We start from the raw sequence: 14,098 nt of genomic DNA, 5'->3' as shown, positions 1-14,098 counted from the left end.
TCCAAGACAACGATTTCAAGACAACGATTTATACCGATAGACTAAATAGAGAACACGGCAACCAAAATGTCACGAATTGCAAAAACACCGATAATTGTGCCAACCGGCGTTGAAGTGAAAATTGACAACGGTACAGTGATTGCGAAAGGCCCAAAAGGCGAATTGAGCTTTGCGTTGTCTCCGGGAATAGAGCTGGTCCAGAACGACGGTGCGCTAAAAGTGCAAGTTTCCGGAAACAAAGAAAAAATTAGTGAACAACTATTAGCGATGTCGGGGACAACCCGGGCAATAATCAACAACCTGGTTAAGGGTGTTGCTACCGGATTTGAGAGAAAACTCACAATAACCGGGATTGGTTACCGTGTACAGGCTCAGGGTAACAAGCTAAATTTGAGTTTGGGATTTTCGCACCCGGTTGTGTACCAACTTCCAGATGGCGTGACCGCGCAAACCCCAACCCAGACTGAAATTATATTGCGGGGGGCTGATAAACAGGCAGTTGGGCAGGCAGCGGCAGAAATAAGAAATTATCGACCCCCGGAACCTTATAAAGGCAAGGGTGTCCGTTACGCCGATGAATATGTTGTCAGAAAACAAGCGAAGAAGAAATAACCCTAATAGACCGCATTGAAAAGATTACGAATATGGTAAATAAAAACAGCGCGAGACTGAGGAGAGCAAGAAAAATCCGGGGTAAGATTGCCCGACTGGGCGCCATACGCTTGTCGGTTCATCGCACACCCCGTCATTTTTATGCGCAAATTTTCGATCCCTCTGGAGAGAAGGTATTAGTTTCTGCTTCGACATTGGATGCGGCGTTACGCAAGAAATTGAAAAATAGCGGAAACCGCGATGCCGCGATAGCGGTTGGTGAAATGTTGGCGAAAAATGCACTCTCTGCGGGAATCGAGAGAGTTGCATTTGATCGATCCGGGTATTTGTACCACGGCCGGCTTCAGGCATTTGCAGATGCCGCTCGTGAGCACGGGCTCAAGTTTTAATACAGAAGTTTTCATACAAAATTTTAATAGCAGAAGATTTTAAATGGCTAAAGCAAGAGAACGCGACAACGCCCGCAAAGACAACTTTCAGGAGCAGCTGATAAACGTCAGGCGTGTTTCAAAGGTTGTTAAAGGTGGCCGAATATTTGGTTTTTCTGCATTGACTGTCGTGGGTGACGGAGAGGGTCGCGTTGGAATGGGACGGGGCAAGGCGCGTGAAGTCCCGGTCGCTGTACAAAAGGCGATGGATGATGCCCGTCGAAATATGTTTAAAGTCAATATGAAAGGTGACACCTTGCAGTACCCGATGATCGGACGACATGGTTCGGCTCGAGTGGTGTTAAGACCCGCTGCCGACGGCACCGGAATTATTGCTGGCGGTACCATGCGAGCGGTATTTGAAGTCATGGGAATACAAAACGTTCTGACCAAGGTCATTGGAACCACGAATCCGATTAATGTGACCCGGGCAACTATTTCCGCACTCAAAGGCATGCGCAGCGCCAGTTATATCGCGGCCAAGCGCGGAAAAGATTTAAACAACCTGAGATAGATTTTGTCTGAATCAATAACGAGTAAATAAATAAAGAGCAAGGCAATGGTCGACAAGAAAACTTTAAAAGTAACCCTGACGCGCAGCATTCATGGCCGTCTTAAAAAGCACCAGGCGTGCGTGCGCGGGCTCGGGCTTCGGCGCATGCACCAAACCGTGGAAGTGATAGACACGCCGGCTAACCGCGGCATGATTAACAAGATCGCCTACATGCTGAAATGCGAGCAGGTTGAAGATGAATAAGCCTCTTTTTCAGAAAAGCGCTCTGGTCGAGTTTCTCGTCCTAATGGCCGTAATTGTGCTCTCTACGCGCTACGAACTTATACCTGGGAGTCCTCTTAGTAGGAGTGTAGTTTATCGGTTGGACAAGTGGACAGGTGAAGTATGTTTGGTGTTGGGGTACTTCGATGAAAGGCCAAAGATATTTTGTTAGTGAACCAAAAATGACCATGCGACTCAATACCCTCAAACCAGCACCAGGCTCCAAAACCGATGCCAAGCGCGTCGGGCGTGGCAACGGGTCCGGCACGGGCGGCACCGCCGGACGCGGCACCAAGGGGCAGAAATCTCGATCCGGCGGATACCACAAGGTTGGATTTGAAGGTGGTCAAATGCCCATGCAACGACGATTGCCCAAGCGCGGTTTTCGTTCAAAGGTTAATGTCCACACTGCTGAAATCCGCTTAAATGAATTGGCCAAAGTCGAAGGCGACGTGGTGGACTTGAAAGCATTGCAAAAAGCCGGCGTCATCGGCCTGCACGTTAATCGCGCGAAGGCGATACTTTCCGGCAGGATTACCCGCGCCGTCACGCTTAGAGGCGTCGGCGCGACCAAAGGCGCGCGCCTCGCCATCGAAAAAGCCGGCGGCGCCATAGATGAATAAACCGCGGACAAACAAGCCGCAAGCAATGAACGCAACATAGTGATTAAATCAATGGTTAAAGATAATGGCTAAAGCTGGATTACCCGCCGCTGGAATGTTCGGAAACTTGTCCGAGCTTAAACAGCGCATCTTGTTTTTAACGGGCGCGTTGTTGGTTTTCCGTTTAGGCACTCATGTCCCTGTGCCAGGAGTTGATCCTGCGGCCATTGCAGCGCTGTTTGCCCAAACCAAAGGTTCTATTGTCGATATATTCAACATGTTCTCCGGCGGCGCGTTGAGCAGATTATCAATTTTTGCGTTAGGCGTTATGCCCTACATATCCGCATCTATCATCATGCAAATGATGACAGTGGTTGTTCCACAGCTGGAACAATTGAAAAAAGAGGGTGAAGCGGGGCGGAGAAAAATTACCCAATATACCCGGTACTTCACGGTGGTGCTGGCGTTATTCCAGGGATTGGGTATTGCTGTGGCCATCGAAAGCCAGCAAGTGGCGGGAAGTCCAATCATTCTGATTCCCGGCGTCGGATTTAAAATTGTGACCGCCGCAACCCTGTGTGCTGGAACCATGTTCCTGGTATGGCTGGGCGAGCAAATTACTGAGCGAGGAATCGGTAACGGTATTTCGTTGATCATTTTCGCATCCATTGTTTCCGGGCTGCCTTCCGCGGTGGCGGGAACTTTAGAGCTTGCCAGAACCGGGGCGTTGTCCGGCGGAATTGTTTTAATACTGTTCATCGGCGCCATCGCCGTAACATTTTTTGTGGTATTCGTCGAGCGCGGGCAGCGAAGAATTACCGTGAACTATGCAAAAAGGCAGCAGGGTCGAAAAATGATGGCCGGTCAGGCGAGTCATTTGCCGTTCAAGTTGAATATGGCTGGCGTAATACCGCCCATTTTTGCATCCAGCCTGATTTTGTTTCCGGCAAGTATTGGTAGCTGGTTTGGGCAGGCTGAAGGCATGGGTTGGTTGACCGACATTGCAACCAAGCTTCAACCGGGTGAACCGGTATATACGATGTTTTATGGCGGAATGATTATTTTCTTCTGCTTTTTTTACACGGCTTTGGTGTTTAATCCCAATGAAATTGCAGACAATCTGAAAAAATCCGGCGCGTTCATTCCGGGCATCAGACCCGGCGCCCAGAGCGCGAAATACATTGATGGCGTGGTATCTAAATTAACCATGGTGGGTGCGGTTTACATAACCTTTGTATGTTTAATCCCGGAATTTCTGATCGTTAAATGGAGTGTGCCATTTTATTTTGGCGGTACTTCATTGCTGATTATAGTGGTTGTAACCATGGATTTAATTTCTCAGGTGCAATCCCATATGATGTCACGCCAGTATGAAAGCATTATGAAAAAATCGCCGTTCTCCAGGCCCCAGGGCATACGTTAGCCCAAGCATATATTAGAGATGAGTACAACAGAATTTTGGCAAAAATAATTGGAATTAATTGGAGACTGAGAAATGAAAGTAAGAGCATCGGTTAAAAAAATCTGCAGAAACTGCAAGATTATCCGGCGTAATCGGATAGTTCGTGTGATCTGCACTGATCCACGGCATAAACAACGCCAAGGTTGATGCAGCCTTAGAAAAGATGATACGAAAACAGGGTACGCATGACAATTGAATTGATGGCGGGGACTTATTTTGATAGAATCCGCGCCCCGCTTAAATCCGCTCCCAGGTGTAACTCATATACAGTTGGTTTTAATCGGCTTTTGCATTGCCTCAAGCGGCGCATTTAGAGACTGGGCAGAGTAATTAGAGACTAGAACATGGCACGTATTGCTGGAATAAATCTTCCAAACCATAAACATATTGAGCTGGGACTGACCGCGATATACGGTATCGGTCGTCATACGGCACAACAAATTTGTGACGCAGCGAGCATTGAACGCTCGACCAAAGTTCAGGATCTTGATGAATCCCAAGCCGAAAAACTGCGTACTGAAGTCGCTAAATATGAAGTTGAAGGCGATCTTAGAAGAGCGGTCTCGATGAACATCAAACGGCTGATGGACCTGGGTTGTTATCGAGGCCTGCGACATCGAAGGGGGTTGCCGGTTAATGGCCAGCGCACTAAAACAAACGCACGTACCCGTAAAGGGCCTGCCCGTCCTGTCAAAAGGTAACTCGCGGATACTAAACCAACACAAAGAAGCAATTAATCTATGGCCAAACCAGGCACCGCAAGCAACAAAGGAAAAGCTAAAGTCAGGAAAAATGTGACCGAAGGCATCGCGCATATTCATGCCACATTCAACAATACTATCGTGACCATTTCGGATCGTCATGGTGATACTTTGTGTTGGGCATCGGCCGGCAATTCAGGGTTTAAAGGTTCGAGAAAGAGCACCCCGTTTGCTGCCCAGACTGCTGCGGAGTCTTGTGGTCGGCGGGCCCAGGAAATGGGCGTAAAACAACTTGAGGTAAAAATCAAGGGCCCTGGCCCTGGAAGAGAATCCGCAGTTCGGGCATTGAATGGGCTTGGATTCGAAATTCACTCAATTTCTGATATTACGCCGATTCCGCACAATGGCTGTCGTCCGCCTAAACGACGACGCGTATAGAATCGGCATTAATCGCAAAAGAATTCAGCTAACGACAGGTAATATTTTATGGCAAGATATCTAGGCCCGACTTGTAAACTGGCTCGACGTGAAGGCACCGATTTATTTTTAAAAAGCCCGGCGCGCAGCATTGATTCCAAGTGTAAATTTGATCGTGTTCCCGGCGTGAAAATCGCTGGGCGCCGTTCTCGAAGCACGGTTTATGGCATACAGTTGCGAGAAAAACAAAAGTTGCGCCGAATATACGGCGTGCTTGAAAAACAATTTAGCAACTACTACAAAAAAGCCGCTCGTATTCCAGGCTCCACTGGGCTTAACCTATTGCAATTATTGGAAAGCCGATTGGATAATGTCGTATTTCGATTGGGTTTTGGGGTTACTCGTGCAGAGGCCCGTCAATTAGTAAGCCATAAGAGCATTATGGTCAACGGCAAAAAAGTAAATATTGCGTCCTATCAGGTACAACCTGGGGACCAAATTGAAGTGTTGGAAAAATGCAAGAAACAGTTGCGAATAACATCCGCATTGGAAATTGCAGAACAGATTGGATTCGTCTCATGGGTTGAAGTGAATGTTCAAGCCGTTAAGGGAAGCTATAAATCACTGCCACAGCGGTCTGACTTGTCACCAGATATAAATGAAGCATTGGTCGTTGCGCTTTACTCTAAATAGCGCGGGTATTTAGCGTGGATATTTTTTAGGCGGCAAGTACATTTAGCCGATTTTTATTTTTAACTTCGTTTCAATTGCGAGGAAAACAGATGCAGGACCCAACTGTCGAATTTCTTAGACCACACCTGGTGGAAGCCAAAACTATCGACAAACATCATTCAAAAATTACCATTGAACCACTGGAGCGGGGATTCGGCCATACGCTTGGCAACGCGCTTCGCCGTATCATGCTGTCTTCCATGCCCGGTTGTGCGGTTACTGAAGTTCGCATTGAAGGTGTATTACATGAATATTCCACGCTTGAAGGCGTGCAAGAAGATGTCATAGACATTTTGATGAACCTGAAATCCCTTCCGGTGGTCATGCACAATCGAAGTGAAGCGGTAGTCACTCTGCGTAAAAAAGGCGCTGGGGTGGTAACTGCTGATGATATTGAATTGACCGACGATGTGGAATTGGTTGATTCGACCCATCACATTGCGACTCTTTCTAAAGATGCCGAGCTTGATATGGAACTCACTATCCGCCGGGGACGAGGTTATGAAACGGCGGAAAGCCGATTAAAAGATTCCGACGAATCCCGTGCTGTTGGAGTTATTCAGCTAGATGCATCATTTAGCCCGATTAACAAAATTTCCTACTCGGTGGAAGATGCCCGGGTTGAGCGATTGACTGACTTGGACCGATTGGTGCTGGAAATAGAATCAAACGGTTCCGTTGACCCTGAAGTAGCGGTCAGGCGCGCAGCAACGATATTACACGATCAGATCTCGGTTTTTGTTAATCTGGAAGAATCTATGGTGCAAAGCCAGGTGAAAGAAGAGCCTGAAATTGATCCGCCGTTGTTAAAACCGGTTGACGATCTTGAACTTACGGTTAGATCAGCGAATTGCTTGAAAGCGGAAAATATTTATTACATCGGCGATTTGATTCAACATACCGAAACTGAATTATTGAAAACCCCCAATCTAGGTAAAAAGTCCCTTACGGAAATCAAGGATGTGCTGGCACAAAGAAATCTGTCATTGGGTACAAAACTTGAAAACTGGCCGCCAGCTTCGTTGGTTAAAGAAGATGGGGGCATGCCACTAAGAATGAATTAATGGGAATGAATTAAGAATATTTCGGAATTTTAAAGATGCGACATAAAAAAGCTGGACGCAGCCTGAATCGTACCTCATCTCATCGAAAAGCCATGTTTAGCAACATGGCCAATTCATTGTTTTTGCATGAGCAGATTAAGACCACGTTACCCAAAGCGAAAGAGCTCAGAAGGTTCGCCGAACCGTTGATCACTTTATCGAAGACCGCTAGTGTGGCCAATCGCCGTCTGGCTTTTGCAAAACTTCGCGACCGTGATATGGTTGGAAAATTATTCGATGATTTGGGCCCCCATTTTAAAGATCGCCCGGGTGGTTACCTGAGAATCCTGAAATGTGGCTTGCGTATCGGTGATAACGCGCCGATGGCGTATGTCCAACTGGTCGGCCGTGAAATCGCCGCCGAGGAAAAAGAAACCGCGAAAGAATAACGCGCATTATATTACTCCATTAAGGCTAGGTGTTAGCCCGCAGTCCGGTCAGTGGGGGGGGATTCTGTCACTTGATTGCCCGTCGTCATGTCAACGAAAGTTGGAATCCAGTCAACCATTTGTCCCGCGTGGCGGGACACAAAACCACAAGCCCAAAGCGAGTGCCGGCCTCGCAGCCCTTCAACCCGGCGCCCGTCAATTCCCGTCTGGCGCAGAAATCCAGCAATTATGTCGGCGGGTTGACTAAACTCCAGCGCCCCCATCCTCAAGAGCAGAATACGCTATACCATTTGCGGTAAAATCTAGCGGATTATTCCCAATTTGCCAGCATGAAAAAATACCACTCAAAATGGCGTAACCCTGAAATTCTGTTGATGCTGATGGCGGCAGCGGTGCCGTTGTCGTTCGCCAGTTGGTCGGCGTTAATCAATAACTTCGCGATTGAACAAGCGGCATTTGACGGCGCTGAATTCGGGATGCTGCAAAGCATTCGGGAAATTCCCGGGTTTCTTGCGTTTTTAGTGATTTTCCTGTTGCTCTATTTTCGTGAGCAAAACATCGCCATTATTTCGTTATTAATGCTGGGTGTTGGCACCGCAATTACCGGCTATTTCCCCACGCTTGTCGGCCTGTTTTGCACAACGTGGTTGATGTCTTTAGGTTTTCACTACTACCAAACCATCCAGAATTCCCTTTCCCTGCAATGGATTGAAAAATCGCGAACGCCCTATGTATTGGGAAAATTGATCGCCGTCGGGTCTTTTACATCACTGGTTGCGTACTTGCTGATATTTTTAGGATTAAAGGCGTTTGGTCTCGAATATTCCTCGACTTTTGCCATCGCCGGATGCCTGACCGTGGTTATCGTCATCATCGTATGGAGTTGTTACCCGCACTACCCCAGCAAAACCGTCCAGCACAAAAAACTGGTTTTGCGAAAGCGCTACTGGCTTTATTATGTTCTAACTTTTTTATCCGGCGCCCGGCGACAGATTTTCGTGGTGTTCGCCGGATTCATGATGGTTGAAAAATTTGGCTACAGCGCGGCTTCGTTAACCCTGTTATTTTTAATCAACTGCGCGATTAACATTTGGCTGGCGCCGATAATCGGAAAATTAATCGCCAATTGGGGTGAGAGTAAGGCGCTCGCCTTCGAGTATGCCGGCTTAATCATAATTTTTGTCGGTTATGCGTTTGTGCAAAACGCAAATGTTGCGGCGGCGCTTTATATCCTTGATCATTTATTCTTTGCGTTAGCGATTGCGATCCAAACTTATTTTCAAAAAATTGCCGATCAAGCGGACATCGCCTCCACTGCCGGTGTGTCCTTCACCATCAATCATATCGCCGCCGTAATATTGCCAGCCACGCTAGGCGTAGTATGGCTAACCTCTCCGGCCGCGGTATTTTTAACCGGCGCCGGCTTCGCCGCGGTATCTTTGGTGCTGTGCTTAATGGTGCCCAATGAACCCAGGTCGGGCAAGGAAGTCAGATTGCCGTTTCGCGCTGAAGCGGTACGACAGGGTGCGGTACGCTAACGCCAGCGGAAGTTCTGAATAATGCATGGAAGCCGTCCACATACAAATAATAAAAAGCCCGACAATAAAAAATCCGGCAAGTGGGCGGCCAGGCAAAATCGTGACCCGTTTGTCAGGCAGTCACAGAGACAAGGATTGCGAGCGCGCTCTGTCTTTAAACTTGAACAAATCGATCAAAAGTACCGGTTGATCAAACCCAGTTCAAAAATAGTTGATTTGGGTTCGGCGCCGGGAAGCTGGTCACAGTATGCGGCGTCCAAAGTGGTCGGGAACGATCAAATTGTCGGGGTGGATCTGTTGCCGATGAAAGAAATTAAGGGAGTAAGGTTCATCCATGGTGATTTCTGCGACCCCGGTAGCCATCGGCAGATTTTTGATTGTTTCGAGGAAGGTAGAATTGACCTTGTTTTATCGGATATGGCCCCCAATATCACAGGTATTCGTATCACCGATCAGGCCAATGCCGCACAATTGCAGGATGCGATATTGGCTTTTTGCCTGAAAGCGCTGACGGCGCGCGGTAATTTGCTGACCAAGCTATTTGAAGGCGAGTCTGTCGGCTTCGTCCGAAAAAGATTTATCGAACATTTTGATCGGGTGCAAATGGTTAAACCGGTTGCCTCTCGAGCAGAATCAAGAGAAGTTTATCTGTTGGCGCGTGGTTTCAAGTTAAATTCAAGCCGACCGGATTGAAGTTGATGCACCGAAGTTTTTTTGGCGGATGCCGTATAATCAGCGGTTGATTTAATTTTTATTTGCTAACAATTTTTTAATAGTTTTCATTTGGAGCGTTTGCTTTGCCTAATTTGACCAAAAATATTTTACTCTGGCTTGTCATTGCCATGGTGCTCATGTCGGTGTTCAACAATTTCACCAACTCCACCGGCGGCTCGAATAACGAAATTGATTATTCGACATTCCTGGCTCAGGTGCGGCAAGGGAAAATTTCGGCGGTGGAAATTGACGATAAAGTCATCCGTGGCGTCACTCATGGCGGGCAGACATTTGTCACTTATGCCCCTAATGATCCCAAATTGATAGACGACCTGGTTAGTAATCAGGTTGATATAAAAGCGAAAAAAGAAGAAGAAACTTCCCTGTTGTTGCACCTATTCATCAGCTCATTCCCAATACTGTTGTTAATAGGAGTTTGGATATTTTTTATGAAACAAATGCAGGGTGGCGGTCGCGGCGGTGCACTGAGTTTCGGAAAGAGCAAGGCGAGAATGTTGACCGAGGACAAAAACCAGATTACCTTTGCAGACGTGGCGGGTGTCGATGAGGCCAGGGAAGAAGTTGAAGAATTGGTCGAGTTTTTGAAAGATCCATCGCGTTTCCGCAAGCTTGGCGGGCGCATTCCGCGCGGCGTGTTAATGACCGGCAGCCCAGGGACCGGTAAAACGCTTTTGGCAAAGGCCATCGCTGGAGAAGCCAAAGTCCCGTTCTTTACAATTTCCGGCTCTGATTTTGTTGAAATGTTTGTCGGGGTTGGGGCATCCCGGGTCAGGGATATGTTTGATCAAGCGAAAAAGCATGCGCCTTGCATTATCTTTATTGACGAAATCGATGCCGTGGGCCGACAACGCGGCGCCGGCCTCGGCGGTGGTCACGACGAACGCGAGCAGACTTTGAACCAGTTGCTGGTCGAGATGGATGGATTCGATGCCAGCGAAGGCGTCATCGTCATTGCCGCCACTAACCGTCCCGACATTCTCGACCCCGCGTTGCTGCGCCCCGGCCGCTTTGATCGCCAGGTCACCGTGCCACTGCCTGATATTCGTGGCCGCGAGGCGATATTAAAAGTGCATATAAAAAAAGTGCCGTTGGATGACGATATCGATCTTGCGATTATCGCACGCGGCACGCCCGGATTTTCTGGCGCAGATCTTGCGAACCTAATCAACGAAGCGGCATTGTTCGCGGCCCGAGAAAATAAAAAAGTGGTCAGCATGCCTCAGTTTGAAAAGGCCAAGGACAAAATATTAATGGGTGTTGAAAGACGCTCCATGGTGATGTCCGAAGAGGAACGCAAAAACACCGCGTATCATGAATCAGGGCATACTGTGGTGGCTAAAGTTTTATCGAATCTTACCGACCCGGTGCATAAAGTGACTATCATTCCCCGTGGCAGGGCATTGGGGATGACGATGCAATTACCGGCAGAAGACCACTATAGCCAGAACCGCGATTATTTACTTGCAAGAATTGCCGTGTTGATGGGCGGGAGGATCGCTGAGGAAGTGTTCATGAATCAAATGACGACCGGGGCCTCCAACGATTTTGAACAAGCGACGCAATTGTCACAAAACATGGTGTCGCGCTGGGGTATGAGTGATTTATTAGGGCCGCGTGTTTATGGCGATAATCAAAGCGAGGTTTTTCTTGGGCGGGAAATGTCCACCCACCGTAACGTCAGCCCGGACACTGCGGAAAAAGTGGAAAAAGAGGTGAGCCGGATAGTTGATCAGGAATATAAGCGAGCGAGAAAAATAATTGAACAAAACCATGACAAAGTTGAAGCCATGGCCAAGGCTTTGCTTGAATGGGAAACGCTGGATGCTGCTCAGGTTGACGAAATTATGGCGGGCAAACAGCCAACCCCTCTACCGCCATCAAATGACAAGGACACCAAGTCCAAGGGCGGCGCATCGGCGGAATCCAACGCAGCGGATGATGCGCCCACACTGGACCAATCAGACCTGGATTTACCCGACCCGTCCAAGTTGAATTAGTCTGTATCGAATCGTCAAAGTGAATAGCCAAAGTGAGAGCATGGGTTAGATGCCGGATTCACTATTTGGTACTGATGGGGTAAGGGGCAAGGTCGGCGAAGCGCCGATTACGCCGGAGACTGTACTAAAGCTGGGCTGGGCCGCCGGTCGTGTTTTCGCAAAATCAGGACGCGGTGACACGGTTCTAATCGGAAAAGACACCCGAGTTTCAGGGTACATGCTGGAGTCCGCTTTGGAAGCCGGATTTTCCGCCGCTGGCGTGAATATTTCCCTGCTTGGACCGATGCCCTCGCCGGGTATCGCCTACCTGACGCGAACCGCTAGGGCGTGCGGGGGGGTGGTGATCAGCGCCTCGCACAACCCCTACTACGACAATGGCATAAAAATATTTTCATCGGCAGGAACCAAGCTGCAAGATAGCCTGGTCGACGAAATCGATGCGATGGTGCAGCAGCCATTGCAATGCGTTTGTTCGGCGGATTTGGGCAAGGCGAAACGTTTTCCCGATGCCTATGGGCGTTATATCGAGCATTGTAAAAACACCTTTAGCGAAACAAAAACACTGTCGGGCATAAAAATCGTTGTCGATTGCGCCAATGGCGCAGCCTATAACGTTGCGCCCAAAGTCTTTGCCGAGCTGGGCGCGGATGTCATCGCCATCGCAAATCAGCCCGATGGGTTTAATATCAATGAGCGATGTGGCTCTACTGATTTGAAAGCGCTGAAGAAAAGTGTGAAAAAAGCCGAAGCGGATATTGGCATTGCCCTGGATGGCGATGCGGACCGGGTTTTGCTTATTGATCGGCAGGGCAACGAAATTAACGGCGATCAAATACTCTACATTCTTGCTGGGCACCGAAAATCGCAGAATCGACTCCATGACGATAGCAATGACAGTAATGGCGGCATTGTCGGCACGCTGATGACTAACCTGGGATTGGAACTAGCCCTCAAGAAAATGTCCATCCCGTTTCAACGCACCAAGGTCGGCGATCGCTATGTCCACGAAGCGTTGACAAAAAATCATTGGAACCTGGGCGGCGAAGCGTCTGGCCATATCATCTGCCTTGATAAAACCACGACTGGCGACGGCATTGTCGCTGCCCTTGAGGTGCTGGAAGTGATGCTTGAAACCGGGAAGCCAGTGGCGGAATTAGTTAAAGGAATGGAAATTTACCCGCAACACATGATTAATGTGCCCATCGGCAATTCAAATGGTAAAAAACTGGCAAACCATAAACAAGTTCTTGAGGCGGTGGCAGATGTTGAAGGGAGCTTGGGACGAACCGGCCGGGTGGTGTTGCGACCTTCCGGGACAGAGTCGGTGTTTCGGGTAATGATTGAAGGCAACAATTTGAATGAGGTGCAAAACCTGACCCGGCAAATCGCGGCAACGATAGAGCAGGTCGCGGCCAGTTAGATCGTGGAGAATCAGCGCGAAGAATTAGACTGATCCGGATACGCCGCTTGTCTTCAACGCCTTTCGTTTGGACTCAAAAATCATATCAATTGCGGATAACCCGACTGCAGAACCTATTAAAAAGAAAGCAGTCATGTCGAACTCGAGACCAAAATATCATTCAAAAACATATGTGATGGAGGTATTGCCGCCAAACAAAGCATTGTCTGTAGAGACTCTGATTTTGCCATGCCCAATTGCAGGAAATATACTGGAATAGATCGCAATTAACGCAGTGCCGCCACCCGCCATAATCGCTAACAGCAATCCTGATATTACATTTTTGTTTATTTCCGAAATGACTAAAAAACAAACAAAAAGCGCAATAAACAAGAAAAACACGCCAATAAAATCTCGTTTAACTGCACTTTTTTACTCAAAATAAACACAGAAAAAGGCAACACCAATATAAGGACCAGAAGAATCTTCCACCAGCCCGGCAATGAATGCGGGAATCAATCAAATAAAGATAAAAAACCTACAAAAGCCATTGCTGTATAAACATTCAAAAACAACAAAAATTTAACTTCATTGTCTGTTGCCTACATATTATTAGCATTTGTCCGCATATAATAAAAAACACTGCATAAAAAAATGCCATCTGTCTCATGCGTCGCGTACGCCATATATGCCGCTTCCATCTTCTTTTTCGTGAGCGCAACGAACCCGCAGGGTGCATATCAGGGATGATACGCACAATCCAGCGCCCTTTTGTTTTGTGTTTGCTTTAGCAGTACTAAACACCACCCCAGAGTCTCACCGTTCCCGCTTTTTATAATGCGACGGCTTGCGCCGCGGGTGTCTCACTGGATTATCGGGGCCGCCGCCTTTCGCACTCGGGTTGCTTATTTGTAATCTTGAGACAAAGCATCTTTTAGCTTTTCCTTCTCTTTTTCCCGGTTGTAATCCTTTTTGGATTGATGGGCATGGCCTTTTTTCAACAAAGGGGAGATGGCGATTTTGTTTCTTGGATTGATTTTTTTAGGGGTGCCTTTATGAGGGTCTTTATGTGTTTCCATGGACTGATTACCCAAAAAAGTTCAAAAAGAAATGGTACCGAGGGTCGGACTCGAACCGACACTGAGTTGCCCCAACCAGATTTTGAATCTGGCGCGTCTACCAATTTCGCCACCCCGGCACACAGCTGG

17 protein-coding genes and 1 tRNA gene are annotated in these 14,098 nt (G+C 48.0%); 16 read left to right on the top strand and 2 right to left on the bottom strand.

All coding sequences use genetic code 11. The annotated features are described in order from the left end of the window. The first annotated feature begins 66 nt into the window (after window positions 1-66). The 16 genes from rplF to glmM all read left to right on the top strand — a co-directional run bounded on the left by rplF (window position 67) and on the right by glmM (window position 12,911). A complete protein-coding gene (gene rplF / locus ACPXXB_RS12540; RefSeq protein WP_423907877.1) occupies window positions 67-612 on the top strand; it encodes a 50S ribosomal protein L6 in 546 nt (181 codons plus the stop codon). Between the two features lie 32 nt (window positions 613-644). Then, window positions 645-1,001 (top strand): 50S ribosomal protein L18, encoded by a 357-nt coding sequence (gene rplR, locus ACPXXB_RS12535; RefSeq protein WP_423907875.1) that lies wholly within the window; start codon window positions 645-647, stop codon window positions 999-1,001. A gap of 43 nt (window positions 1,002-1,044) precedes the next feature. Further along, on the top strand, window positions 1,045-1,554 hold the full coding sequence (gene rpsE, locus ACPXXB_RS12530; protein ID WP_423907873.1) for a 30S ribosomal protein S5: 510 nt from the start codon (window positions 1,045-1,047) through the stop codon (window positions 1,552-1,554). Window positions 1,555-1,599: 45 nt separating this feature from the next. After that, the gene (gene rpmD, locus ACPXXB_RS12525; RefSeq protein ID WP_423907871.1) at window positions 1,600-1,797 is read left to right on the top strand and encodes a 50S ribosomal protein L30; all 198 of its coding nucleotides are present in this window, start codon (window positions 1,600-1,602) and stop codon (window positions 1,795-1,797) included. A gap of 206 nt (window positions 1,798-2,003) precedes the next feature. Continuing rightward, on the top strand, window positions 2,004-2,438 hold the full coding sequence (rplO, locus tag ACPXXB_RS12520) for a 50S ribosomal protein L15 (RefSeq protein WP_423911193.1): 435 nt from the start codon (window positions 2,004-2,006) through the stop codon (window positions 2,436-2,438). Between the two features lie 64 nt (window positions 2,439-2,502). Beyond that, complete coding sequence (gene secY / locus ACPXXB_RS12515) at window positions 2,503-3,840, top strand: preprotein translocase subunit SecY (RefSeq protein ID WP_423907869.1); 1,338 nt, start codon at window positions 2,503-2,505, stop codon at window positions 3,838-3,840. A 72-nt stretch (window positions 3,841-3,912) separates the two neighbouring features. Beyond that, entirely contained in the window at window positions 3,913-4,026 is a 114-nt protein-coding gene (gene rpmJ / locus ACPXXB_RS12510; protein WP_423907867.1) for a 50S ribosomal protein L36, read from the top strand. A gap of 197 nt (window positions 4,027-4,223) precedes the next feature. Further along, a complete protein-coding gene (gene rpsM / locus ACPXXB_RS12505) occupies window positions 4,224-4,580 on the top strand; it encodes a 30S ribosomal protein S13 (protein WP_423907865.1) in 357 nt (118 codons plus the stop codon). 39 nt (window positions 4,581-4,619) lie between these two features. Further along, window positions 4,620-5,018, top strand: coding sequence for a 30S ribosomal protein S11 (gene rpsK, locus ACPXXB_RS12500; protein WP_423907863.1), 399 nt, complete (start codon window positions 4,620-4,622; stop codon window positions 5,016-5,018). A gap of 48 nt (window positions 5,019-5,066) precedes the next feature. Beyond that, a complete protein-coding gene (rpsD, locus tag ACPXXB_RS12495) occupies window positions 5,067-5,690 on the top strand; it encodes a 30S ribosomal protein S4 (RefSeq protein ID WP_423907862.1) in 624 nt (207 codons plus the stop codon). Window positions 5,691-5,779: 89 nt separating this feature from the next. Continuing rightward, on the top strand, window positions 5,780-6,793 hold the full coding sequence (locus tag ACPXXB_RS12490) for a DNA-directed RNA polymerase subunit alpha (RefSeq protein WP_423907860.1): 1,014 nt from the start codon (window positions 5,780-5,782) through the stop codon (window positions 6,791-6,793). A 35-nt stretch (window positions 6,794-6,828) separates the two neighbouring features. Then, window positions 6,829-7,221 carry a 50S ribosomal protein L17 gene (gene rplQ, locus ACPXXB_RS12485; RefSeq protein ID WP_423907858.1) on the top strand — a complete coding sequence of 131 codons (393 nt, stop codon included), beginning with the start codon at window positions 6,829-6,831 and terminating at the stop codon, window positions 7,219-7,221. Between the two features lie 329 nt (window positions 7,222-7,550). Then, window positions 7,551-8,759, top strand: a complete 1,209-nt coding sequence (locus tag ACPXXB_RS12480) for an MFS transporter (RefSeq protein WP_423907856.1) — start codon at window positions 7,551-7,553, stop codon at window positions 8,757-8,759. 21 nt (window positions 8,760-8,780) lie between these two features. After that, on the top strand, window positions 8,781-9,452 hold the full coding sequence (locus tag ACPXXB_RS12475) for an RlmE family RNA methyltransferase (protein WP_423907854.1): 672 nt from the start codon (window positions 8,781-8,783) through the stop codon (window positions 9,450-9,452). 104 nt (window positions 9,453-9,556) lie between these two features. Continuing rightward, window positions 9,557-11,491 (top strand): ATP-dependent zinc metalloprotease FtsH, encoded by a 1,935-nt coding sequence (gene ftsH / locus ACPXXB_RS12470; protein ID WP_423907852.1) that lies wholly within the window; start codon window positions 9,557-9,559, stop codon window positions 11,489-11,491. 49 nt (window positions 11,492-11,540) lie between these two features. After that, complete coding sequence (glmM, locus tag ACPXXB_RS12465) at window positions 11,541-12,911, top strand: phosphoglucosamine mutase (RefSeq protein WP_423907851.1); 1,371 nt, start codon at window positions 11,541-11,543, stop codon at window positions 12,909-12,911. Window positions 12,912-13,795: 884 nt separating this feature from the next. Here the strand turns inward: glmM and ACPXXB_RS12460 are convergent. Together ACPXXB_RS12460 and ACPXXB_RS12455 are read right to left on the bottom strand one after the other, a co-directional pair. Then, window positions 13,796-13,969 (bottom strand): hypothetical protein, encoded by a 174-nt coding sequence (locus tag ACPXXB_RS12460; RefSeq protein WP_423907850.1) that lies wholly within the window; start codon window positions 13,967-13,969, stop codon window positions 13,796-13,798. Window positions 13,970-14,001: 32 nt separating this feature from the next. Next, a tRNA-Leu gene (locus tag ACPXXB_RS12455) sits at window positions 14,002-14,088 on the bottom strand. Between the last annotated feature and the right edge of the window lie 10 nt (window positions 14,089-14,098).

Source organism: Candidatus Spongiihabitans sp. (assembly GCF_965237845.1).
Lineage (GTDB): Bacteria > Pseudomonadota > Gammaproteobacteria > Arenicellales > Poriferihabitantaceae > Spongiihabitans.
Note: the sequence above shows the minus strand (reverse complement) of the source record. Positions and strands in the feature narration are given on the sequence as shown.